The organism is Desulfoluna sp. CYM3A (genome assembly GCF_056829965.1).
The window spans coordinates 4,082,653-4,103,222 of record NZ_CP186556.1 but is presented as its reverse complement, the minus strand read 5'-3'; the positions used below and the strand labels follow the sequence as shown (position 1 = coordinate 4,103,222).

At 59.1% G+C, this 20,570-nt stretch carries 23 protein-coding genes and 2 pseudogenes; 13 read left to right on the top strand and 12 right to left on the bottom strand.

Translation table 11 applies throughout. The annotated features are described in order from the left end of the window. Nucleotides 1–17 precede the first annotated feature (17 nt). Nucleotides 18–608, top strand: coding sequence for a PqiC family protein (locus ACOYW1_RS20850; RefSeq protein ID WP_482419574.1), 591 nt, complete (start codon nucleotides 18–20; stop codon nucleotides 606–608). A gap of 82 nt (nucleotides 609–690) precedes the next feature. Here the strand turns inward: ACOYW1_RS20850 and ACOYW1_RS20845 are convergent, their stop codons facing one another. Beyond that, nucleotides 691–1,599: a hypothetical protein gene (locus tag ACOYW1_RS20845; RefSeq protein ID WP_482419573.1), complete on the bottom strand. Its 909-nt coding sequence runs from the start codon at nucleotides 1,597–1,599 to the stop codon at nucleotides 691–693. A gap of 368 nt (nucleotides 1,600–1,967) precedes the next feature. On the opposite strand from ACOYW1_RS20845, the gene ACOYW1_RS20840 reads away from it, so the two are divergent. Next, nucleotides 1,968–3,530, top strand: a complete 1,563-nt coding sequence (locus tag ACOYW1_RS20840) for a glycerol-3-phosphate dehydrogenase/oxidase (RefSeq protein ID WP_482417642.1) — start codon at nucleotides 1,968–1,970, stop codon at nucleotides 3,528–3,530. Between the two features lie 4 nt (nucleotides 3,531–3,534). Here ACOYW1_RS20840 and ACOYW1_RS20835 read toward each other — a convergent pair whose 3' ends face one another. Beyond that, entirely contained in the window at nucleotides 3,535–3,882 is a 348-nt protein-coding gene (locus ACOYW1_RS20835) for a hypothetical protein (protein WP_482419572.1), read from the bottom strand. A 243-nt stretch (nucleotides 3,883–4,125) separates the two neighbouring features. Here ACOYW1_RS20835 and ACOYW1_RS20830 point away from each other — a divergent pair. The 4 genes and pseudogenes from ACOYW1_RS20830 to ACOYW1_RS20815 form a co-directional block, all read left to right on the top strand. Beyond that, nucleotides 4,126–4,281: pseudogene (locus ACOYW1_RS20830) on the top strand (TetR/AcrR family transcriptional regulator); the annotation flags it as partial. A 139-nt stretch (nucleotides 4,282–4,420) separates the two neighbouring features. Further along, nucleotides 4,421–4,738, top strand: a complete 318-nt coding sequence (locus tag ACOYW1_RS20825) for a TetR family transcriptional regulator C-terminal domain-containing protein (protein WP_482419571.1) — start codon at nucleotides 4,421–4,423, stop codon at nucleotides 4,736–4,738. Between the two features lie 24 nt (nucleotides 4,739–4,762). After that, nucleotides 4,763–4,975, top strand: a pseudogene (locus tag ACOYW1_RS20820) (MBL fold metallo-hydrolase); the annotation flags it as partial. A gap of 40 nt (nucleotides 4,976–5,015) precedes the next feature. Next, the gene (locus ACOYW1_RS20815; RefSeq protein WP_482419570.1) at nucleotides 5,016–5,675 is read left to right on the top strand and encodes an MBL fold metallo-hydrolase; all 660 of its coding nucleotides are present in this window, start codon (nucleotides 5,016–5,018) and stop codon (nucleotides 5,673–5,675) included. Nucleotides 5,676–5,717: 42 nt separating this feature from the next. Here the strand turns inward: ACOYW1_RS20815 and ACOYW1_RS20810 are convergent, their stop codons facing one another. The 3 genes from ACOYW1_RS20810 to ACOYW1_RS20800 all read right to left on the bottom strand — a co-directional run bounded on the left by ACOYW1_RS20810 (nucleotide 5,718) and on the right by ACOYW1_RS20800 (nucleotide 7,612). Next, complete coding sequence (locus ACOYW1_RS20810; protein ID WP_482419569.1) at nucleotides 5,718–6,344, bottom strand: Rnf-Nqr domain containing protein; 627 nt, start codon at nucleotides 6,342–6,344, stop codon at nucleotides 5,718–5,720. Between the two features lie 215 nt (nucleotides 6,345–6,559). After that, entirely contained in the window at nucleotides 6,560–6,841 is a 282-nt protein-coding gene (locus tag ACOYW1_RS20805; protein ID WP_482417637.1) for a peptidylprolyl isomerase, read from the bottom strand. Nucleotides 6,842–6,949: 108 nt separating this feature from the next. Next, nucleotides 6,950–7,612, bottom strand: a complete 663-nt coding sequence (locus ACOYW1_RS20800; RefSeq protein ID WP_482419568.1) for an HAD family hydrolase — start codon at nucleotides 7,610–7,612, stop codon at nucleotides 6,950–6,952. Nucleotides 7,613–8,132: 520 nt separating this feature from the next. Between ACOYW1_RS20800 and ACOYW1_RS20795 the strand changes: the two genes are divergently transcribed. Next, the gene (locus ACOYW1_RS20795; protein WP_482419567.1) at nucleotides 8,133–8,432 is read left to right on the top strand and encodes a DUF2845 domain-containing protein; all 300 of its coding nucleotides are present in this window, start codon (nucleotides 8,133–8,135) and stop codon (nucleotides 8,430–8,432) included. Nucleotides 8,433–8,545: 113 nt separating this feature from the next. On the opposite strand, the gene ACOYW1_RS20790 is transcribed toward ACOYW1_RS20795, so the two are convergent. After that, the gene (locus tag ACOYW1_RS20790) at nucleotides 8,546–9,265 is read right to left on the bottom strand and encodes an enoyl-CoA hydratase-related protein (RefSeq protein ID WP_482419566.1); all 720 of its coding nucleotides are present in this window, start codon (nucleotides 9,263–9,265) and stop codon (nucleotides 8,546–8,548) included. 18 nt (nucleotides 9,266–9,283) lie between these two features. Continuing rightward, nucleotides 9,284–10,033 carry an enoyl-CoA hydratase/isomerase family protein gene (locus ACOYW1_RS20785; RefSeq protein WP_482419565.1) on the bottom strand — a complete coding sequence of 250 codons (750 nt, stop codon included), beginning with the start codon at nucleotides 10,031–10,033 and terminating at the stop codon, nucleotides 9,284–9,286. Between the two features lie 609 nt (nucleotides 10,034–10,642). Between ACOYW1_RS20785 and ACOYW1_RS20780 the strand changes: the two genes are divergently transcribed. Together ACOYW1_RS20780 and ACOYW1_RS20775 are read left to right on the top strand one after the other, a co-directional pair. Further along, nucleotides 10,643–10,825, top strand: coding sequence for a hypothetical protein (locus ACOYW1_RS20780; protein WP_482419564.1), 183 nt, complete (start codon nucleotides 10,643–10,645; stop codon nucleotides 10,823–10,825). 27 nt (nucleotides 10,826–10,852) lie between these two features. Next, entirely contained in the window at nucleotides 10,853–11,119 is a 267-nt protein-coding gene (locus ACOYW1_RS20775) for a hypothetical protein (protein WP_482419563.1), read from the top strand. A 278-nt stretch (nucleotides 11,120–11,397) separates the two neighbouring features. Here ACOYW1_RS20775 and ACOYW1_RS20770 read toward each other — a convergent pair whose 3' ends face one another. Further along, entirely contained in the window at nucleotides 11,398–11,808 is a 411-nt protein-coding gene (locus ACOYW1_RS20770) for a hypothetical protein (RefSeq protein WP_482419562.1), read from the bottom strand. Beyond that, entirely contained in the window at nucleotides 11,805–12,203 is a 399-nt protein-coding gene (locus ACOYW1_RS20765; RefSeq protein WP_482419561.1) for a (deoxy)nucleoside triphosphate pyrophosphohydrolase, read from the bottom strand. Before ACOYW1_RS20765 ends, ACOYW1_RS20770 begins: the two co-directional genes overlap by 4 nt. A gap of 641 nt (nucleotides 12,204–12,844) precedes the next feature. Here ACOYW1_RS20765 and ACOYW1_RS20760 point away from each other — a divergent pair. Then, nucleotides 12,845–13,630, top strand: a complete 786-nt coding sequence (locus ACOYW1_RS20760) for a methyltransferase domain-containing protein (RefSeq protein WP_482419560.1) — start codon at nucleotides 12,845–12,847, stop codon at nucleotides 13,628–13,630. 315 nt (nucleotides 13,631–13,945) lie between these two features. Here the strand turns inward: ACOYW1_RS20760 and ACOYW1_RS20755 are convergent, their stop codons facing one another. From ACOYW1_RS20755 to ACOYW1_RS20745, 3 genes are all read right to left on the bottom strand, one after another. Then, nucleotides 13,946–14,935, bottom strand: a complete 990-nt coding sequence (locus ACOYW1_RS20755) for a sensor domain-containing diguanylate cyclase (protein ID WP_482419559.1) — start codon at nucleotides 14,933–14,935, stop codon at nucleotides 13,946–13,948. 239 nt (nucleotides 14,936–15,174) lie between these two features. Then, nucleotides 15,175–15,408 carry a MoaD/ThiS family protein gene (locus ACOYW1_RS20750; RefSeq protein WP_482419558.1) on the bottom strand — a complete coding sequence of 78 codons (234 nt, stop codon included), beginning with the start codon at nucleotides 15,406–15,408 and terminating at the stop codon, nucleotides 15,175–15,177. Nucleotides 15,409–15,507: 99 nt separating this feature from the next. After that, the gene (locus ACOYW1_RS20745; protein ID WP_180140037.1) at nucleotides 15,508–17,238 is read right to left on the bottom strand and encodes an aldehyde ferredoxin oxidoreductase family protein; all 1,731 of its coding nucleotides are present in this window, start codon (nucleotides 17,236–17,238) and stop codon (nucleotides 15,508–15,510) included. 546 nt (nucleotides 17,239–17,784) lie between these two features. Between ACOYW1_RS20745 and ACOYW1_RS20740 the strand changes: the two genes are divergently transcribed. From ACOYW1_RS20740 to ACOYW1_RS20730, 3 genes are all read left to right on the top strand, one after another. Continuing rightward, nucleotides 17,785–19,149: an MFS transporter gene (locus ACOYW1_RS20740; protein WP_482419557.1), complete on the top strand. Its 1,365-nt coding sequence runs from the start codon at nucleotides 17,785–17,787 to the stop codon at nucleotides 19,147–19,149. 433 nt (nucleotides 19,150–19,582) lie between these two features. Then, complete coding sequence (locus tag ACOYW1_RS20735) at nucleotides 19,583–19,717, top strand: hypothetical protein (RefSeq protein WP_482419556.1); 135 nt, start codon at nucleotides 19,583–19,585, stop codon at nucleotides 19,715–19,717. Next, nucleotides 19,714–20,565, top strand: a complete 852-nt coding sequence (locus ACOYW1_RS20730; protein ID WP_482419555.1) for an ABC transporter permease — start codon at nucleotides 19,714–19,716, stop codon at nucleotides 20,563–20,565. The genes ACOYW1_RS20735 and ACOYW1_RS20730 overlap by 4 nt, the downstream gene beginning before the upstream one ends. Nucleotides 20,566–20,570 lie beyond the last annotated feature (5 nt).

The following is a 20,570-nucleotide window of genomic DNA, read 5'->3' as shown; positions in this document are numbered from 1 at the left end:
ACCACTGGAGAAAAAAGATGCTCAAGACTGTTAACCTGATTGTTGTGGGCGCGCTTCTGTTGATGGCGGGGTGCGCCTCTTCTTCCGCCGTGGTGACCTATCACCTGCTTCATCCCGTGGCGGCCCCTGCCGAGGCCGGGGAGTGGGATCCTTCCACCTACGTGGTGGTGGGACCTGTGGAGCTGCCCTCGTACCTGGATCGTCCCCAGATGGTGGCCCGCCGAAGCGACCATACCCTTTCGGTAAACGAGTACCAGCGGTGGGCAGAGCCCCTGGATGAGGGTATCGCCCGGACCGTGGCGGAGAACCTGTCTCAGCTCACCGGCGGGGAGAAGATGTTCCTCTATCCCTTTGATGCGCCCAAGGCATCGGCCACCATGCAGGTTTTTATGGATGTGGTGCGGTTTGACACCGATGAGGCGGGAAAGGCCGTGTTGGATGTACGGTGGGGGCTGAAAAACGGTAAAAGGGAGACCCTTCTGACCCGGCACACCTCCCTTACCGGGGTGGTGGATGGTGAGGGCCAACCGGCCCGGGCCAAGGCCCTGAGCCGGTTGGTTGCGGAGTTCAGCAGAGACGTTGCCCAAACCCTTGTGAATCCGGAGTAAGGTCCCGTCGCCTGTCTCTCATTCCAAGGGGTGCCGGGGGGGGGAAGGCACCCCTTGGGGCTTATCCCCCGGGCGAGGCGGGTCAGCTCATGGCCTTGAACATCCCCGTCACTCCGTCGCCTCCCGAAAAGTCTCCCAAGTCCACCTTGACCGGTTCCAGCAGGGTGGGATCCACACCGAAACCTTCCATCATCAGGGTATCCAGAACCCGGATCTTGTGGCGCATCTCCTCTTCGGTGTGAGACGGCCCGATCATGCCCTGCATCATCATGGTTTCCATGGTCAGGGTTTTTAACCCCTCTTCAAATTGATGGGCTTTTTCCGCGGCCGCTTCCATGTCCTGCCGGATGGCCATGAAGTGATCCTGCAGGGAGTGTCCCCCGCCAAAGGAGCTCATGGTGATGATGGCGGTCACCAGGTGGTCCTCCAGGTCTGATCCCCGGTTTGCAAGGCCCTTGAGAAGCCGATTGAGAAACCCCGTGGTTTCGTCGGTCCATCGCATTTTCTCACCCCTGAGCAGCACAAGGAAAAGATCGTCCCGTCCACCCGCCAGGTGGGCCCGTGCGGCGTCCACAACGCTTTGCGGCGGATTGGCCTTGACGTTGAGCCGTTTGACGAACAGTTCCATGCACTCCCTAGGCAGGGTGACGCCCACCGGCTCGGTGGCACCTTCCAGGGTGATGTTCACGTCCACTGTTTCTTTGCAGACGGCATCCAGAAGTGTTTTTTCGTCCTCGGCGGTGAACCTGAACTCGTCAAAGAGGGGTTCGAGCCTCAGCTTGGTCCGGCGGTCGGGGAAAAAGAGCAGCTCAAAGAGCATGTCCCGGTCGGGGTGGTCCTCATCGTTAAAAGCGAGGCGCAACTCCTCGGGGGTGGTGATGGAAAAGGTGGACTCCAGAAAGTGGGACATCTCTTTTTCAGGGGTGATTCCCCTGCGAAGTTCTTCGAGAAGTGTGCGGGTCAGCTCCTCGTGTTGGCTTTTTTTGTTCATGGTCTTTCCTTAGTATTGAATGATCCATGGTTGAACATCTGGTACCTGGCCGAACGCCTTGAAGATGGTCCAGAGTTTTGACGGGGCTGGCTTTTCGACATAAGATGGTCGTGCATATGTCAACGCGCCGGGTAATGCATGGGGGGATCGGCGGGCCGATGGTGACCGGTGCGGAGTGAAGGGGGCATGAGAAAGGAGTGAATGGCGCTTACTTGTTCATAATATAATGGCTTTACGCCGCAGCGCAAATTAATTTTCGGCGACGGACTGTTTTGCGGGCCATGCCCAGGCACCGCTGGGAAAAACAGGCCGGCGCCGGGGCGGACCTGTGGCGTGAACCGACTCAATGCAGCGGAAAAGGAGGTACCATGGAACGAACCGGGATGCTCTCTCAGGCAGCAGAACGCGGACGCGTATGGGACATGATCGTGGTGGGCGGAGGGGCCACCGGCCTGGGGGTGGCCGTGGAGGCCGCCTCGCGGGGATACACCACCCTGCTTCTGGAGCAGGCGGATTTTTCTCAAGGCACCTCCAGCCGAAGCACCAAGCTCATCCACGGCGGTGTCCGGTACCTCCAGCAGGGCAACATCACCCTGGTGCTGGAGGCTCTCCACGAGCGGGGCCTGCTCTTTCACAACGCCCCGCACCTGGCCCGTCACCAGTCCTTTATCGTGCCCAATTACAGCTGGTGGGAGGGCCCGTTTTACGGCATCGGCATGAAGGTGTACGACATGCTGGCCGGAAAGCTCGGCATCAAGCCGTCCAAGCACTTGAGCCGCCAGCGGACCCTTGAACTCATCCCCACCCTGGAGCCGGAAGACCTGAAGGGCGGTGTCATGTACTACGACGGCCAGTTCGATGACGCCCGCCTGGCCATCACCCTGGCCCTCACCGCAGAGGACCACGGGGCATGCCTTGTCAACGGCATGCGGGTGGAAGGGCTCATCAAGAACCAGGGGCTGGTGTCCGGGGTGCGGGCCGTGGACGCGGAGAGCGGTGACGAGCTGGAGATCATGGGGCACTGCGTGGTGAACGCCACCGGGATGTTCGTGGATGAGCTCTGCCTCCTGGACGACGCCGCCCGGGAGCCCATGATCGCCCCGAGCCAGGGGGTGCACATCGTCCTGGACAAATCCTTTCTGCCCGGAGACAGCGCCATCATGGTCCCGCAGACCGATGACGGCCGCGTCCTTTTTGCCGTGCCGTGGCACGACTGTGTCATTGTGGGCACCACGGATACCCCCATTGAAAAGCCCCTCATGGAGCCCGATCCCAAGGAGGAGGAGATCGAATTCCTGCTCACCCATGCGGCCCGGTATCTCACGAAAAACCCCGAGCGAAGGGATGTTTTAAGCGTGTTTGCGGGCGTTCGGCCCCTCATCGGGTCAACGAACGCCAAAAAGACCGCGGCCCTCTCTCGGGATCATCATCTGGAGATCTCCAACTCGGGCCTGGTCACCATTGCAGGCGGTAAGTGGACAACCTATCGGAAGATGGGGGAAGACGTGGTGGACCATGCCGCAAAGGTGGCCGGACTCCCGGAACGCCCCTCAAGGACGGCCTACCTCAACCTCCACGGGTGGTCGGCAGACGAGGCGGGCAACGCCCCCTACACCCTCTACGGCAGCGACGCGCGCCTGATCAAGCGCCTGGAAAAGGAGACCCCGGATCTGGCCGAGCCTCTCCACGAGAAGCTACCCTACCGCAGGGCCGAGGTGGTGTGGTCCGCCCGGCATGAAATGGCCCGCACCGTGGAGGATGTCCTTTCCCGCAGGACCCGGGCCCTGATTCTGGACGCCCGGGCCGCCATGGAAGCGGCCCCGGACGTGGCAAACCTCATGGCCGGGGAGCTCGGCAAGGACAACGCCTGGGCCGACGATCAGGTACGCGCCTTCAGGGAATTGGCCTCCGGCTATATCCTGGAAGGGTAGCAGGTTACTTCATTCCCTTGGCAAGGGCCTGGAGGCCCTTGCCCATGAGCCAGCAGGCCAGGGCGAGAAGGGGAAAGGCGATGAGGGCCGGGGTGTTGGCAAGCTTGGCTGCCCCCAGGATCAACTGGCGCCGAATGGCCGAGAGCCTGTCGTCCAGGATGAGCTGGAGAAAGCCAAGGTCTGCGGCCTGGTGGGTTTTCAGCCAGGCCTGCAGCTCCCTGTCGATGACGAGCATGATTTGAAGGATAAGGGCTTTGATCGTGACGATGACGGAGAGGGTGACCCCTGCCAGGGGGATGTAGGCCAGGTAGTGGAGGGCAACCGACGTTGCCTTGGATGCCGGGTGACTCATGGGAACCTCGCGGGATTGTGTGGATGGCGGCACAAAAAAACGGACACACGCCGTGAACGCATGATTTTCCGGGGCACATCATCAGGTTGTGGGTGGTGACGGTCAATCTATAATACGGTTCGGGGGTTGGCAACAGGGTTTTCTCCGAACCGGAGGAGAAACGGGTTGATTCCCTCCATGGTGTGGGATACACTCCTCTTTTTTTTATGACCGGTCGGTCGGTCATAATTTACGGAGAGCGAGATGCCGAAGATTGTGGACAAAGAGGCCAGACGGGAAGAGATTGCTGAAGAAAGTGGCCTATTTTTTCTTGAGGGGTACGAGAACACCCCGGTTCGGGCCATCACCGAGGCGGCAGGGATCTCCAAGGGCTCCTTTTACGACTATTTTTCGTCCAAGGAGGAGATCCTGGGCTTCATTGCCGAGGCGCGTTTTCGCAAGTGGCGGGACCTGTTTGAAGGGGCCGTGCGTTCTGTGGAGGGCCAGGGTGCCGCAGCCGAGCTGTCGGCGGTGGTGACGGAGGCCATCCGGTCGGTGGATGCCCCATACGGTGAACATGCTGGACCTCTGGCGCATGGCCATGCGGGGCCGGGGCGCCTCGGACCTGGCACACGCCATGGACCGTGCCATGGCCGAGCTTCGGTCCATTCTGGAAACGGTGGTGGACAAGGGGAAGGCCGCAGGCGAGTTTCGCGGAGACACCGACTCCCGGGCCACGGCCGTGGGGGTCCTGGGGCTGGTCTCCGGGCTCACCATGCATGTGAACATGATGGACACCACCCCCATGGATCCGTCCCATATGGCTGAGAAGACCTGTGGGCTGATTTTGTCGGGGATAGAAATAAAGGCGCGGTAACGCGCCGGACGGACAGGTATACGGATGGTAGTGTCGTTGGGAGATGGGATCTCCCTGATTGTGAATGCTGGATACGGCGGGTCAAACTGCCTGTATGTGGACGGAGAGCGTCGGGTCCTTGTGGAGACCGGCGGGGAAGAGGGCCTGTTGGAAATCGATCCCGAGGGCGTGGATCTTATTATCAACACCCATCGCCACATCGATCATGTCAAAGGCAACGGGTTGTTTCCAAACGCCAGGGTGTGTGTTCACCCCGACGAGAGGGCGGCCATGGGGGATGTGGACCTCGTGGCAGCGAGCGGCGGGTGGCCCCGCCTCATGGACGGGGGATTCCAGGATTACGGCGCAGCTGGACCCGGACCTGCTGTACGCCAAGCGCCCGGTCCACGGGACCCTTACGGACGGCGAGGTGATCGACTGCGGGCGGACCCGCATGGAGGTCCTCCACACCCCCGGCCACACCGCAGGGCACTGCTCCCTGTTTTTTCCCGAGGAGGAGCTTCTCTTTGCAGGGGATATCTGCTTAACGGCGGTGGGCCCCAACTATGCCGATCCCGATGCCAACATCGACAAGCTTATGGACTCCATTGATCGGATCGCGGCCCTGAAGCCCAAAGCCCTGGTGTCATCCCACAGCAAACAGGTGTTCAACGGCAACTCCGCAGAGGTCCTCTCCGAGTTCCGGGGGCGTATCCTGCGCCGGGAAGAGAGGGTCCTGTCCGCCATCAGGGAGCAGCCCGCCGATGCCCTGGCGGCAAGGCGGCGGCCGACCTCATCCCCGTCACCCAACCCGTTTTGTGGTGTTCTGGGAAAAGAGCATGATCGAAAAACACCTTCTCCGACTGGAAAAGGCCGGGCTTGCCGAAGTATCCGAGGATGGAATCTGGCATCCGGTGTAGAGATGCCTCCACCTTGTGGCCGGAGGCACGCTTTTTGAGCCGGCCTTAACCATAGAAACCTGCTTTTTCCTTGGCCTATTTCAGGGCTCTTCCCTCTTTTTCTTGGTTTCCCGCGCCCCATAGGCGATGAGCCCCAGAAGGGCCCCTCCGGCCACGGCACCGTAAAAGGGGTTCTTGCCGTAGTGTGACAAAAGCTGGGTGAGAAGGCCGACAAAGAGGAGGTAAACGGTGAATCCCAGGCCCTCTGGTGAGGGGCTGTCCATAAAAAGGGATTCCCGCACAGGGTGACGGCGCGGGAAGCCGCCGAACCGGCTGAGGATCAGGCAGCCGATAGGGATATAGGGGGAGAGGCCCTGGACATGGGAAAAGAGTCCCGGGGCAAAGAGCCGCAGGAAAAGCTCCAGAAAGGGGATGAGCATGGAGGCGCAGAGAAGGTAGAGCATTCCCCGAAGCACGGGAAGGACGTATCGAAGGGAAGGCGGGGCCTCCCTTTGGAAATAGGGCGAGGAGGACGCCCAGGAGAAGAAGGCGTTGGCGGCCAAAAGCACCAGGGTCGTGCCGCCCCCCAGGAAGAGGGCCGGAAGGAGACCGGTGCTCACCGAAAAGAGACTTACCAGCCAGAAGACACTGAAAAAAACCACCCACCCCGGCGGATCAATCCACACATCATAAAAAAAACGGCGGAACTGGCGCCCCACTAAGTTCATGCGATGCTCCCTGTGGCTCAGGTTGAGACGATGTGGCCGTATTCGGCCCCGGTTGCGTATGTGCTATCTGATATATCACAAAACCATAACACAGTTTGAGCCGAAGGAGCAGGATATTTGGCGGGTGGAAATCAAGTGCGCCCCGGGCTACTTAACTGCCCGGGTCGCGCATCGTGACCCGGGGCGGAGATCAGCATGGGGTGGGGGCCATGGCATCAGGCCTTGCGGCTGATGACCTCCACGAGGTGGTAGCCGAAGTCCGTTTTGACGGGGCCTGTGACCACGCCGGGTTCTGCGGAGAAGACCACCTTGTCGAACTCGGGCACCATTTCGCCGGGCTGGAACTCGCCCAGGAAGCCTCCCTGGTCACCGGAGGGGCAGGTGGAGAATTTTTTGGCAAGTTTGGCGAAATCGCCGCCGTTTTCTATCTTTTTCTTCAGGTCGTTGCACTCTTTTTCGGTTGCCACAAGGATGTGGCGGGCTTTTGCACTGGCCATGGTGTTGTCCTTTGTCGATGACGATGGGTTTCGGGTATCGGCGTGTGTCCCGTTGGGGGCACACGCCCAAAGCTTTTCTATATCACGCCCCGGGCCGTGTGCGGAGGATTATCTCTGCAGGGCGTCTTCCACCCAGGCCGCGACGGCAGAGGGGGAGTCGGCCACCGGGTGATCGGCGGGCCCCCGGACAAGGCCCCATCCGTAGGAGACCCCTAAAAAGGGGGCTCCCGCCTCTTCTGCGGCCTGTCGGTCCGAGGGCTGGTCTCCCACAAAGAGAAGGGCTGTGACCGGAATGCCCAGGGCGCGTGCTCCGAGCCGGATGGCATCGGCTTTGGGCATGCCGTCGGTTGTGTCCCGGGCAAAGACGCAATGGGGGTGAAAAAGGGTGAACAGATCGCCTAAGGGCCCCTGGACATTGGCCAGGGTGTTGGCCGTGACGATGCCCAGGGGAAGGCCAGAGGCCGAGAGGCCGCGGAGCATCCGGGGAACGCCTTCGAACAGCGGAATGCGGTAGTTGGCCGTAAACCCGGCGCGATATTCCCGGTCTCCTTTTCGGGCAGCCTCTTCGGGGAACCCAACAGCACGGAAAAAGGCCGTCATGGGGCTGATGGGGACCCCGCTTGCGGCGATTTTCTTGAACGCGTCACTGTCCGGGATGTTCAGCCCCAAGGCGTATCGGGCGTTTAGCTCCCTGCAGATGGCAAGGTGGGGGGGAAGGGAGTCCAGGAGGACCCCGTCCACGTCGAAAAACACGGCCTTGATTTCAAGCATGGTGTGATTGACCTCCAGGGGGCAGTTGCAGGGGCCTGGTCCGGGGGCCCGGCAGCGCGGGAAAAAGTGTACGTATCGCATGACGGCCTGGTGGCAGCCATCATCGCAGGGGCATCTGCACCGTAAGGCTTGGCCCTTTGAAATGTGTCCGAGCCTTTATCCTGCACACCATACCAGAAAAGAGGCCGGGGCGGAGCGTATGGTTTGGACTTTTTCCTGGGGCCGCCGCCGGAAGGGGACAGTTTAGCCTGATTTTCCGTAAATGGAAGTGTTGACAGTGCTTTTTAGGTGCTGGTATCATGAAAAGGTGATTGGGTGCCTTCTTCCCCCTCAAGACTCATCTTTCGAGCTTTTCGTTTTCTTGTGTCTGTTTTTTATGCATTTTCAGTTGTGTCCGGTCGATTCGCCTGTCTGCCGATGTCAGATAGGAATGTCATGGCTTTTTTTCGAGTTGTGCCTGCATATGGGGCAACCCTCGAAGACGCCTGTGGTACCCCATAAACCTGTATAAGGAGCGAACATGATACGAGTAAAAAGTCTGGCGGTTGCCCTTGTTGCCGCTTTTTTGCTGGCGTCGGCAGTACCGGCCTTTGCCGCCAGTTCATTTCGGTGCGGGTCCACCATCGTCAAGCCGGGGATGCTTGATGTGGATATCCTGAACAATTGCGGCGAGCCCTCCAGCAGGGAGATTGTCGGCAAAACCACGGGTAAAATGGAGCTCAACATCGAACGATGGGTCTACGGCCCCATCAGCGGGTATATGTATATCCTCTATTTCAAGGCCGGAACCCTGGAAAAGATCGAATCTTACCGGCCCTGATGGGTTTTTATCAGCCCTTCTGATGCGGTTTTACCCGGAACGATAAACGGCACGGCATGCCCTTTGCCCGTGGACCCCTGGTTCACGGGTTTTTTATGGGCAAGCGCAATTTGTCAACACTTCAGGGCTTTGGACGCGAAGCTTTTGAAGGCCGATTTTTCCCGGGCGAGGCCCTCGTCCACATGGGCGCCGCTCTGGACCTCAATAAAGGCTTTCACGGTGTGCATCATGGCACGGTTTACCGAGGCGATGCGCTCCGCAAGCTCCAGAGCACGGGTAAGCAGGGCCTCCCGGGGCACCACCTCATTGACCAGGCCCCAGCCAAAGGCTTTGTCTGCCGGGATCTTTTCGCAGGTCAGGGGAGATATCTGAAGGGCCCGCCTTCGGCCCACGGCCTGCTGCAGGAGCTGGGTCATGCCCCAGCCGGGGTGGATGCCGATTTTGGCGTGGGTGTCCATGAAGCAGGCCGTGTCGTCTGCGATGAGGAAATCGCAGTTCAGGGCCAGCTCAAAGCCTCCGGTGACGGCGTATCCGCTCACCGCTCCGATGACCGGAGTGGTACACCCCTGAAACACGTCCACCATGTCTTTTCCGTCTCCCCTGGGGTTGACCAGGTTGTCCGTGGCCAGGCAGTCCAGATCGATGCCCGAGCAGAAGCTGGTTCCCTGTCCGCAAAGGACCAGGGCGCCTACGTCATCGTCGTTATCGCCCTTTTCCACGCAGTCGAACAACTCCGTGAGCAGTTGCTGGGTGATGGCGTTGCGGCGTTCGGGGCGGTTGAGGGTGATGAGCCCCACGGTTCCTTTTTTTTCGTACATTACAACCGGGGTCATGGCAGGTGTCTCCTGTGGCTACTGGTTCGGGTTGTGCATGGCAAAGGCCATGAGCATCTGGTTGCGGTCCTCCATCTGGAGGCAGGCCTCCAGGCCCCCCGCATCGATGTTGGCGTTGATGGCCTCCTTGGTCATGCGGATGCCCAACGGGTTTTTGGAAAGCATGATGGTGGCCAGCTCCGTTGCGGTGGGGATCATGGCCTCCCTGGGGACCAGGCGGCTCGCAAAACCTAAAGCCATGGCCTCTTCTGCGCCCATCCAGTTGCCGGTGAGGAGGTACTCGTTGGCCCGGCCCGAGCCGATGAGCCTGGGCAGGAAGTAGCTGGAGGCCATGTCCGCCCCCCCTAAACCGATGTTGATGTAGGCGGCGGAGAAGCGGGCGTTGTCGGCAAGGATGCGGATGTCCGAGGCCATGGTCAGGGAAAACCCTATGCCTGCGGCGGCACCGTGGACACAGCAGATCACAGGCTGGGGGATGCGGCGCATGGCCAGCATCAGGCGGCTCATGCGTGCCTGGGCGTTGTAGGCGTTGACAGGGCGCATGGCAAAGATCTCCGGGCCGTATCCCTGCATGTCCAGGCCTGCACAGAAACCCTTGGCCTCACCTCCGTCGAGGATGAGGACCCCCACCTCCTCGTTGTACATGAGCTCTGGGAAAAGGGTCTCCATTTCGCGGACCATCTGTTCGTCAAAGGCGTTGTACTTGTCCGGCCGGTTGAGGGTGAGTCGGCCGATGCGTCCGTCGCAGCTAAACGTGAGTCGTTCCATGGCGGTCTCCGTATCCGTCGGTGGTTGGGTGGGGTGTGGCATTGAAAAGGTGCGCTGTCCTGGATGCTTACAGGGGGAGCTACACGGCATGGGACGGCGCGGTGTGTTGTCCCGGAAATGCTAATGGGATTGCTCTTTGTTCGTCAAACGAAAAGAGTGGTGCCCATGGAAAAAAGTGCGGGTCGCAGGGGCTTTTTTCACCTTATACCCTTTGGGGCGCCCGGCGCGGGACCGTGTCTTTCGCAACGTCGGCAGGGCTTTTGCGACGGGGGTTTGTTTTTTTGTAACGGATTGATTTCAATGGGCTTGAACCTCCAGTTCACGGCATGGTATAGTAAACTAAAATTCAATCCAGGGAGTCCATCTGATGATGCCCTGTTGATATCCTTCTCTTTATTCCATTCATTCCAAATCTTTCTTCTTTGCGGTCATACTTACCAGACTTCTCCCCGATTGAGCTGTTCTTGCAACAGTGGTCATTCGTAATGGTGCGGGCTTCCTTCTGTTTTCGAGGTCGGCAACCCCAACGACCTGCGCATCCGGCCTGGGTCGTTCAATGATCTCGTCGGCATGCATGTCGGCACAAGCGAGCCAAATGGAGGCAAAAAAATGAAAGCTCTCAAACGATGTGTGACCCGTTTTCTTGCTGTGGCCCTGGTGGTGACGGCGGCCACCCTGGTGGCCGGACCGGTTTCTGCCGGGTTGTTTGATTTTACGTACGGACGTGTCGCCGAACCGGGCAGCGACCTGTATGCTCTGGGCAACGAAGCCCTTGAACGGGTCGCGGGATAGCCGACTTCAACCAACGGCGAGGGCCGTGTGGTGGAAGTCCGGGCCAAGAAGATGGCGAGCGGGGATTTGCGCGTCACCAAGCGGCGGGTTTTTATCCCCAAGAATTACGTGGCAAAAAACCATGACCAAACCCTTGAGGCCGAGCAGACTTACAGCCGTCTTGAGGAGCTGGCCGAGGAAAGCCCCTGGGTCGGTGGGTATGCGTTGCTGCCCCAGAACGAGGGCTATGAAGCCTACAAGTTTGGCGTAATGGTGGAGACCGAGTTCAACAGGAACCACGTCTCGGACAAGTGATGACAGAAACGTGATAACAAATAGACAAGGCGGACGCCGTGACAGCTCGTTTCCATGGCGTCGCCCCATGATCAAGGGGTGTATGACACGTTTTTCATGCACCCTTTTTTTATGCGCGGGGAGAGGAGACGATCCGTGGGCAGGCCCGGCCCCCATGGGGATCTTTGAACCGGCCCCTGAAGGCACCGTTGCCTTCAGGGTCGCACCAGAGAGCCGGTTTGCCGGGGCTCAACGGGGCAACGGACCGAGTCAGAACCGATTGCGAAGGGCCACCTGGTTCATGAACAGAGGCCCCTCGGAGCCCAAGAGGGGGCTGCCGTTGCCATCGGTCTTCGGGACCAGGGCGTCGGTGGAGGAGAGGATCGGATCAATCGCTCCCGTACGTCGGCGGGAAGGTGCCCGTGGAGGCGCGACCAGATCCAGGAGCCGATGCCGCGTCGTTTTAAAGCATCGGGCAGGGAAAATCGCCCCACACACATGAGGAGCTCATCCCGGCTGTTTGTGAACCAGCTCTGGGATTGGGCGTGGCGTCGGGTGGCACCGCCTGAAGACGGATCGGGGTAGGTGAGGGTGATGGTGACGCGGCCGTGGCCCTCGGAGGGCATGGAAAAGGAGAAGGCCACCTCACACAACAAGGTGCGCTGGCTTGCACAGAACAGGCGATACGGAATAGGGGGACTTTTCTTCACCTGGCCTGGGATTCCTCGCGCTGCATGTATCGTCTGGCAAGGGGCAGGTCGGGCTCAAGGAGGTCGTAGGAGAGAAGGTCCCGGGGGCGTACCCAGTCGATGCGGTCATGGTCTGTGGGGGCAAGGTCCCCGGACTCCCACTTCAGCTCGTAGCCCAGCAGGCGGATGGTGGCGGTGCCGGTGTGGGCGATGCTCTCCCCGACGTAGGTTACGACCGATGTACGGATGCCCAGTTCCTCACGGATCTCCCGGACAATGGCCTCCTCCGGGGTCTCTCCGTCCTCAACCTTTCCCCCGGGAAATTCCCAGCGGCCCCCATGGCGGGTGCCGGGTCGGTGCCGCGCAACAAGAATGGTTCCTTTTTTGCGGATAAGGGCTGCAACGACGGTGAGCATGGGATGTTCCTTGTGGGTTCGGGTAAAAAAAAGAATGTACCCTATCAGCTCAACCAACGGCGCGCAAGCCCTCCCGGGTGCTTCCTCAGGGCCAACGCACTTAGATTTTTGCCTCCGGAGGCCCTGTCGGGGGCCAAACTGTTGAAAAGTTAGATGAACAGGTTTTGTTTTTTGAGGATGCGTCCCTACAAGGTATAGCTCTCTTCTTTTTTATTACCGGAGAGTTTTTGCGGAGCTTTTTTCAAAAAGCGACCCGCCGGAGGCAGCCAGGTTAAAGACGCCTCCGGCGGCCCTGCCGGGGGCCAAACTTTTGAAAAGTTTGATAAACAGGTCTTGCTCACTTATCCAGAAACCTTCGCGAATGTCCTCACCCTGAGGAACGAAGGGAGAGGGCATTCGCAACCTGGGGTCCAGGGGTGGCGAAGCCACTTAGGCAAAAAATCCCCTGGCCGCCGGAGGCAGGCTTTTCTTGCCCACTTTAACCATAGAAGGCAACTGGATTGTTACATGCGTTGGCCCTCGGCGCTTCCTGGGGGCCCCTGCGTTTTTTTGGGGCCCTCGCCTCGACTTTGGGGGGGAATGGGTGTATCTGGAAGCAGGATAACCGGAAAGGATAGACCCCAACCCACAGGACAGGACCCATGGACGACAGCCACCCCAGAGAAGACCGAAATTTTGACGACCTGGCCGATCGCTTTGGGAACACCACACGCCAAGGCGGTAACCGTTTTCACCCTCCCCGAAGCCCTGCACAGGAGCCTGCCGGCCTCTACGACGGAGAACGGCCCCTGGAGATTCTGGATGCGGGCTGCGGCATGGCCCAGATGGGTTGCGAGCTGGCTGCAAAGGGGCATCGGGTGCATTTTTGTGATCTGTCTGAGCGGATGCTGGAGCTTGCGGGCACCATGGCCTCGGAGGCAGGGGTGACCGAGCGTTGCACTTTCCACCACGGGCCGTTTCAGGAGTTCATCAACGGAAAGAACGGGGCCTTTGATGTGATTCTCTTCCATGCCGTCCTGGAGTGGCTGGTGGAGCCTCAAACCTCCCTGGAAGCGCTTGTGAAAGCTCTGGCGCCGGGGGGATCCCTTTCCCTGATGTTCTACAACGTCAACTGCCTTATCCATCGCAACGCCATCCTCGGCAACTTCCGCAAGGTGATGTCCGGTGAGTTCGGCGGATTTTCCCGGAGCTTTACCCCCCTTCACCCCCTGGACCCTTCAGAGGTGGAGACGTGGGTGGCCGGGATGGGGCTTACCGTGCTTCGGAAAACCGGGGTAAGGGTGTTCACCGAATACATGCGAAAGGATGTCCTGAAGGATCGGAGCTACGAAGACACCCTGGAGATTGAACGGGCCCACTGCCGCAAAGAGCCCTTTGCCTCCATGGGACGCTATGTGCATCTGCTTTGTCGCAAAGAGGTGGAATAAAGGAACGACACGCATTATCTCCGGCGTAAGAGGGGGCACCTTGAAACCCTGTGGCGAATGCATGGCGGCCGCCATCACACACATGTTTTCGGCGTATTCGCGTGGCCTCTGGCATCGGGTCACCGATTTCGTCGGTGGGCATAAAAAAACCGGCCCAACGGTCGGTTTTTTCGGGCATCCATCCTGTATTTGAATAAAATTCCCTATTCCCTATTCCCTATTCCCTATTCCCTATTCCCTATTCCCTATTCCCTATTCCCTATTCCCTATTCCCTATTCCCTATTCCCTATTCCCTATTCCCTATTCCCTATTCCCTATTCCTTTTCTTCTTTGAACCGCTTCTTGTCTTCAAACATAAGGGCATCGGATTCCAAAAGCAGGGAGTCGATGGTGTAAGGCTCTGAAGGCGTGCAGGTCCGGGTCCCGAAGCAGAAGGAGGGGGCCTTGATGTCGGGGTCACCTTCCAGGATGGCCTCAAAGGACCGGCGGATCCGGTTGACCAGCATGTCGGTTTCCGGCAGGGTTTTCTGGAGGGCAAGGAGCACGAATTCATCGCCTCCCATGCGGGCTGCGCAGTCTTCGATGCGGGTGGCCTCCATGAGGGCCCGGGCAAAGGCCCGGATGAGGCGATCGCCAGCCTGGTGTCCGGCGGTGTCGTTGATGTTTTTGAGGCCGTTGAGGTCAAAGAAGGTCATGGCGATGGAGAAACCGTTGCGGCGCGCCAGCTGGACCATTTTTCGGGCCAGGTCCATGAAGCCGCGGCGGTTGTTGAGCTGGGTCAGCTCATCCTTCAGGCTCAGTTCATGGAGTTTGCGCGTCGTGACCAGCTGGCTGAGGTCTCCGTCGATGACATGCTTCAGCTGGTGCATGAGCTCGATATACTCATGGGGATGGTCTGTCTCCATGGTGTCCATGGTGCAGAGGGTGCCGAAGACCGTACCGTCGGGCCACTGGATGGGAACCCCGAGGTAGGATTTGAACCCGTATTCTGTGAACTCCGGGTTGTCTGCCCAGCAGTCGTCGTGGACGGCGTTTTTTACGTACAGGGCTTTGTTCCGGGTGATGACATGGCGGCAGTAGATATTGACGTCCTGTGCCACTGCATCACCGGGTTTCAGAGGATTTTCAGGCCCCTTGTCCGCCAGCAGGGTTTCCATGCCCGCTTCATTGGCTTGTATCAACCAGGCACCGGGGGCTTTGTAGATGACGGCGATGAGGTCCACGAGGCGCTGCCACTTATCCAGAGGGATCTCCGGGGGCATGTGTTGGAAAAACGACGGCTGATCAAAGGGGGACTTGGGCATAACAGAATCTCCGGGTGCGGGTCAAACGGACGTTGCTGAAAAGACATACCAATTCAGGGCAGTATACCCTATTTTTACGGCGGCGTATAAACATTCGCGTAAAAATGATCGGGTCAGACTGGAATCGGGCGCGTGCATGGTGTTGATATGAATGAGCAAACAGGCAGGGCGGCATCCCGGGGACGTAAACAAAGAAATACAGCTCTCCCTGGCATACCTGGCAAGGAAGCCCCCTGGGCTTACCCGCCACCCACCGGGGGGAAGATGCCAAGCCGGTCGCCGGCGCATAGCTCCCGGTTCCGGTCCGCGTGCCTGCCGTTGACAAAGATCAGCCGGACCTGCTCCTCCGGGAGCTTCAGGAGCTTGATGACATCGGCCACCGTGGTGTTGTCCGGCACCTCCAGGGTGCCGTCCTCACAGGTGCCCTTCAGGTAGGGCCGGAGCGTGGCAAAGAGTTTGAGTTCAAGTTTCATAGGCTCATCGTGTCTGTGGTGTGGTTCCATGGGGCCCTGACACAAAGAGCCGCGCCTTATGGATGAAGGACGCGGCTCTCCGGTTGTCAGGTGCCTCGGCTACCCGAAGGAGAGGGTTCCGTCGAGTTCGTCGTCGGTGAAGTCCCAGGTCACGTTGTGGGGCTCCAGGTTCTCCTTGAACATGGCGGGCAGGCGATCATCGTGCTTGGTGAAGCCAGCGGCACGGTTGAAGGCTTTTTCCGTCTCCAGGGTGTTGATGCCGATGGCCAGCACGTCGTCGGCAGTCAGGTTGGTGTCGTAGCGGGCGTTGATCATGTCCACGATCATGCCGAATCCCTCTTCGCTGTCCAGGACGGGGAAGGCCACAAAGATGCAGAGGCCTGCGGCGTCCAGGACGGCGGTTGCCACCTGGAGGTTTTTGGACACGTCGATGTTGCCCTCTTTTTTCAGGGCGTCTACGTCTCCGCCTACCTTGAGGATGTTCTGGCAGACACCGTATCCTGCGGTGTGGTCAGCCCCCATGGGGGTGGTGGCGTAGGTGACGCCCACGCCTTTGACGGCTCGGGGGTCGTAGGCGGGCAGGGCCTGTTTCTTGACCACAGGGATGCGGTCCACGCCCAGGGCCTGGCCGGTGAAGGCTGCGCCGTTGCCGATGATCTTGCCCACGGGGTCGCCGGTTTTCACCTTGTTGAGAAGGTCGATGGCCGCGGCCTTGTCTCCCCACTCAATGAGGCCACCCTCCATGGCCATGCCGATGGCCACGCCCGCGTCGATGGTGTCCAGGCCGATGTCGTCGCAGAGGCGGTCCATCTCGGCGATGGCGTCCAGGTCGTCGATGAGGCAGTGTGCGCCGAAGGCCCATACGGTTTCATACTCGAACCCGGAGGTGAGGTAGTCCCCGTTCTTGTCGTGGTAGGCCTGGGAGCACTTGATGACACAGCCCGGGTGGCAGCCTTCCTTGATGATGCCGCCGCGTTTTTCAATGAGCTCGGCCATCATCTCACCGCTGATTTTGTCCGCCTTGTCAAACCGGCCGCTTCGGAAGTTCTTGGTGGGCATGGCCCCGGCTTCGTTGACCACGTTGACGAGAATGGCGGTGCCGAATCCGGGAAGGCCTTCACCGGAGACGGGGTGGCTGGTGAGGAGCTTGGCCCATTTTTTTGCCACCTCGGAGAAGGCCTCCTTGTTGGCGGGCTTTACGCGCTCGCAGCCGGTATCGTCGATGACCATGGCCTTGATCTTTTTCGATCCCATCACCGCGCCCAGGCCTCCGCGCCCTGCGGCACGTCCGGGATTTCCCTTGGGGTCGGCCAGCTGGATGGAGGCGCCGGTGAGGCGCTGCTCCCCGGCGGGGCCGATGCAGGCCACGCCGACCTTTTCGCCGAACCGTTGCCAGAGGGTGGTGATCACCTCAGAGTTGGTCATGCCCACCAGGTCATCGGCGGGGAGGAAGGAGACCCCCTCTTTGGTGATATGGATCAGGCTGTAGTCCGCTTCCTCGGGTTTGTCCTCGATGACAATGGCCTGAATGCCCATGCGGGCCAGTTTCTGGGACACCAGACCGCCGGCGTTGCTCTCTTTGATTCCGCCGGTGAGCGGAGACTTGGAGCCCACAGACAGCCTGCCGGAGTTGGCGGCGGTGGTGCCTGATAGCAGGCCGGGTGCGATAACGATTTTGTTGTCGGCACTCAAGGGGTGGCACGTCGGCGGGACCTCGTCCATGACCATGCGGGACGTCAGGGCACGCCCCCCCAGGAGGGCATACCGGTCGTCCGGGTCAGAATAGGAAAATTCTTTCCTCTTGGTGTCGATTCTGAGAATTTTGTTCATGATGCGTTCCTCTCCAAAGTAAAACACAATGAAAAAAATGATGAAATTATCATCTCTTCATGCATACCACAGCCGGAACACGGGATAAATAACAAAAAGCTAATCTGCTTGATTTTAAAAGGTATTTATGTGTATTGTCTGGAATGACAACGGCTTGACACCCAGGGTTTGACCGGGTGCCTGAAAAGGAAAAAGCGGGTTGTGCTCTTACAGGGAAGAGCATGCTCGCAATGAGGCTTTCGATTCCTGAATTTGCGATCCGTTGTAACGTCTTGGGAAGAAAAGGGATCCCTGGGATTTCAGTGGAGCATCTGCCTGCGCATGAGGGGGTGGGTTCCCCCGGCTAAGGCTTTCGGGTTGTTTTTTTCTTTGTTAACCGGGGATTGCCGATGGGTCGCCCAATTCCTGATATTTTACAGACCTAAAACGGTGAATTGTATTTTGGGCTTTTGAATGTCTTGAAATGTTTGGGTAAGTGGTTGTTGTGGCGGCGTATTAACTTTTTTTAATCACTTTTATGAAATGCCCGGGCAAGGGGGATGTGCCATGCATGATGTGCCGGTCAGGTCACCATTTTCCGTCAGAAACGTTCGTCTTTTCATCGCCTTTCGTGTTTTTTTTACCGCCCGTTTTTACTACCCCGTGTTTTCGATTCTCTTCCTTGACTTCGGCCTCACCGTTTCACAGTTTGCCCTGCTCAACGCCGTGTGGGCCGGCGTTATCGTGGTGTCGGAGGTGCCCTCCGGGGCCCTTGCCGACACCCTCGGCCGCAAACGCCTGCTGGTGGCCACCGGGGCCATGATGGTGGTGGAACTTTTTCTCCTGTGCGTGGCCCCCATCCGCGGCGGAGGGCTCCTTTTCACCCTGTTTCTTGTGAACCGGGTCCTGAGCGGCCTGGCCGAGGCCTCGGCCAGCGGAGCAGACGAAGCCCTGGCCTATGATGCCCTCAAGCGAGAGGGGATGGAAGAGGACTGGGGCCGGGTGCTTGAGGTCCAGATGCGGGTGCAGTCCGTGGCCTTTGTGGTGGCCATGGTCTTAGGCGGCCTGGTGTACGACCCTGAGGTGATGGGGCGGGTTTTTTCTTTTCTGGGCCTTGCGATCTCCGTGACCCAGGACCTGACCCTGCGCATTCCCCTTGTGCTGACTTTTGTCTTCGGGATCCTGACCCTTGGGTGTGCCCTGGCCATGTCCGAACCGGCCAACCCGGATCACACGGAGCAGCCATCCACGGCGGAGGCCTTTGCAAAGACCCTGGAAGCCGGGCGCTGGATCCTGACCACTTCCTTTGCCCTTACGGTGATCCTGGCGGGCCTGATCTTCGACGGGGTGATGCGCATGGTGATCACCCTGGCAAGCCAGTACTACCGGGTCATCGGCATCCCCGAAGCGAGTTTCGGCCTTATCGGTGCCCTGGTGGCGGCCCTGGGCATCGTGGTGCCCAGGATCTCCCGTCACCTGGCCGAGACCCGATCCCCACGCTACAACCTGATGGTGCTGGGAGTCCTTACCCTTGCCAGCCTTGCCTGGATGGCCTTTTTTCCCCCTTACCTGGGGATTGTTCCCGCCCTGGTTCTCTTCGGGGCCATGAGCATGGTGGCTTTTTTCGTCAGCCATTACCTGAACCGCCTGGCCCCATCTGAAACCCGGGCCACGGTGCTCAGTTTCAAAGGCCTGGCGTACAATCTCTCCTACGGCTTCCTGGGCCTGCTTTACGCCGTGATCGTCGCCATGGAGCGGCGTTCCCTTATCTCCGTCGCCCCCGGGCTCTCCGGCCAGGGCCTCCAAGACCGCCTCTTCATGGACACCTTCTTCGTTTTTCCCTTTACCTTTGTCCTCCTCATGATTTTTTTCCTTCTTTTTGTCATTGTTAAAAAAGACAAAAACGATTTGTCGCCGGGTGTGCCGTCGTGAGTTTTTGGGTGGAGAAGGTCGTCCTTGGTGGAGATGTGTTCAAGTGGTTTCTTTTTGAGCGTGTTTGTTCCTGCCTTGTGAATGAATAAACTTTTATGTATGCTAAGTAGATTTTAAAAATCAATGTTTATAGTTATGGAGGCGACAAAATCTCCACGAAAGCCTGGGGAACATCGCTGCGGTGTTGGGTCCCTCCGGTTTTCCTGCGTCCTGTTTCTGGGGCGGCTTGCGTGGATGGTTTTTGGGCCTTTGAGGTGTCTGTTCCAGGATCCGGGCTACAGATAAGCGATAAGGAGAAGTCCCTGACTTCCCTTTGGAAACCATAAAAGAAAGGAGAGAGGAGGTCCGGTGGATTCCGGGTCTTGTGTCATGCATCGACCACTTTGTTATGAAAAAAAGGGTGATGGATCGTGGTGGTCGTATGGCGCGTGTTATGAATGGTATTATCAACAATCCAATGGTAAGCATGGTGGCCCGGCGACTGGCCATCGGTATCGGGACCCTTCTGGTGATCTCGGTTCTTATTTTTGTCGGTGTGGAGGCCCTTCCCGGGGATCTCGCCGAATGAGTGCTACTTTTGCCCTGGGCCAGAACGCCCTGCCGGAAACCGTAGCGGCCTTTCGCGCCGAATTGAACCTCGACCTTCCGGCCCATGTCCGATACGGGACCTGGCTGGCTGAGGTGGTCAGGGGAGACTTCGGAAACTCCCTTGCCAGCGGAAAACCCATCGCCGATCTCATCGGATGGCGGTTCAAGAACACCCTGTTCCTTGCGGGGATCACGGCCCTCATTGCCGTTCCCCTGGCGCTCTGCCTCGGCATGCTCGCCGCATTGTACCGGGACACCTGGATGGACCGGTTTCTATCCATCTCCACGTTGAGCGCCATCTCCTTTCCTGAGTTTTTCGTAGCCTACATTCTCATTACGCTATTTTCAGTTAATCTGGCTCTTTTTCCCAGCATCTCCACCCTGACCCGCGACATGTCCCTGGCGGTGAAGCTGCACACCATTACCCTTCCCTGCATCACGCTGACCCTGGTGGTCCTGGCCCACATGATGCGCATGACCCGCGCTGCCATTATCAATGTGATGGACCTTCCCTTCATCGAGATGGCCCGCCTCAAGGGTATCTCCCGGCGACGGATCGTCTTTGCCCACGCCCTGCCCAACGCCCTGGCTCCCATCATCAACGTCATCGCTCTGAACCTTGCCTACCTGGTGGTGGGGGTGGTGGTGGTGGAGGTGGTTTTTGTCTACCCGGGGCTGGGACAGCTTCTGGTGGACTCTGTCTCCAAGCGCGATTTGCCCGTGGTGCAGGCCAGCGGCCTGATCTTTGCCGTGACTTACGTGGGCCTGAACCTGACGGCCGACGTGTTGTCCATGGTGAGCAACCCGCGCCTGCGGCATCCGAAATAGGGGGG

Excerpts from the sequence above, each read along its gene's own strand:
- ACOYW1_RS20735 (WP_482419556.1), top strand. The coding sequence starts at position 19,583 with ATGAATGGTATTATCAACAATCCAATGGTAAGCATGGTGGCCCGGCGA.
- ACOYW1_RS20825 (WP_482419571.1), top strand. The coding sequence starts at position 4,421 with ATGCCCCATACGGTGAACATGCTGGACCTCTGGCGCATGGCCATGCGG.
- ACOYW1_RS20815 (WP_482419570.1), top strand. The coding sequence starts at position 5,016 with ATGTGGACCTCGTGGCAGCGAGCGGCGGGTGGCCCCGCCTCATGGACG.
- ACOYW1_RS20805 (WP_482417637.1), bottom strand. The coding sequence starts at position 6,841 with ATGGCCAGTGCAAAAGCCCGCCACATCCTTGTGGCAACCGAAAAAGAG.
- ACOYW1_RS20835 (WP_482419572.1), bottom strand. The coding sequence starts at position 3,882 with ATGAGTCACCCGGCATCCAAGGCAACGTCGGTTGCCCTCCACTACCTG.
- ACOYW1_RS20765 (WP_482419561.1), bottom strand. The coding sequence starts at position 12,203 with ATGCTCACCGTCGTTGCAGCCCTTATCCGCAAAAAAGGAACCATTCTT.
- ACOYW1_RS20740 (WP_482419557.1), top strand. The coding sequence starts at position 17,785 with ATGCATGATGTGCCGGTCAGGTCACCATTTTCCGTCAGAAACGTTCGT.
- ACOYW1_RS20795 (WP_482419567.1), top strand. The coding sequence starts at position 8,133 with ATGATACGAGTAAAAAGTCTGGCGGTTGCCCTTGTTGCCGCTTTTTTG.
- ACOYW1_RS20790 (WP_482419566.1), bottom strand. The coding sequence starts at position 9,265 with ATGACCCCGGTTGTAATGTACGAAAAAAAAGGAACCGTGGGGCTCATC.
- ACOYW1_RS20755 (WP_482419559.1), bottom strand. The coding sequence starts at position 14,935 with ATGCCCAAGTCCCCCTTTGATCAGCCGTCGTTTTTCCAACACATGCCC.
- ACOYW1_RS20850 (WP_482419574.1), top strand. The coding sequence starts at position 18 with ATGCTCAAGACTGTTAACCTGATTGTTGTGGGCGCGCTTCTGTTGATG.
- ACOYW1_RS20845 (WP_482419573.1), bottom strand. The coding sequence starts at position 1,599 with ATGAACAAAAAAAGCCAACACGAGGAGCTGACCCGCACACTTCTCGAA.
- ACOYW1_RS20800 (WP_482419568.1), bottom strand. The coding sequence starts at position 7,612 with ATGCTTGAAATCAAGGCCGTGTTTTTCGACGTGGACGGGGTCCTCCTG.
- ACOYW1_RS20730 (WP_482419555.1), top strand. The coding sequence starts at position 19,714 with ATGAGTGCTACTTTTGCCCTGGGCCAGAACGCCCTGCCGGAAACCGTA.
- ACOYW1_RS20780 (WP_482419564.1), top strand. The coding sequence starts at position 10,643 with ATGAAAGCTCTCAAACGATGTGTGACCCGTTTTCTTGCTGTGGCCCTG.
- ACOYW1_RS20810 (WP_482419569.1), bottom strand. The coding sequence starts at position 6,344 with ATGAACTTAGTGGGGCGCCAGTTCCGCCGTTTTTTTTATGATGTGTGG.
- ACOYW1_RS20760 (WP_482419560.1), top strand. The coding sequence starts at position 12,845 with ATGGACGACAGCCACCCCAGAGAAGACCGAAATTTTGACGACCTGGCC.
- ACOYW1_RS20840 (WP_482417642.1), top strand. The coding sequence starts at position 1,968 with ATGGAACGAACCGGGATGCTCTCTCAGGCAGCAGAACGCGGACGCGTA.
- ACOYW1_RS20750 (WP_482419558.1), bottom strand. The coding sequence starts at position 15,408 with ATGAAACTTGAACTCAAACTCTTTGCCACGCTCCGGCCCTACCTGAAG.
- ACOYW1_RS20785 (WP_482419565.1), bottom strand. The coding sequence starts at position 10,033 with ATGGAACGACTCACGTTTAGCTGCGACGGACGCATCGGCCGACTCACC.
- ACOYW1_RS20745 (WP_180140037.1), bottom strand. The coding sequence starts at position 17,238 with ATGAACAAAATTCTCAGAATCGACACCAAGAGGAAAGAATTTTCCTAT.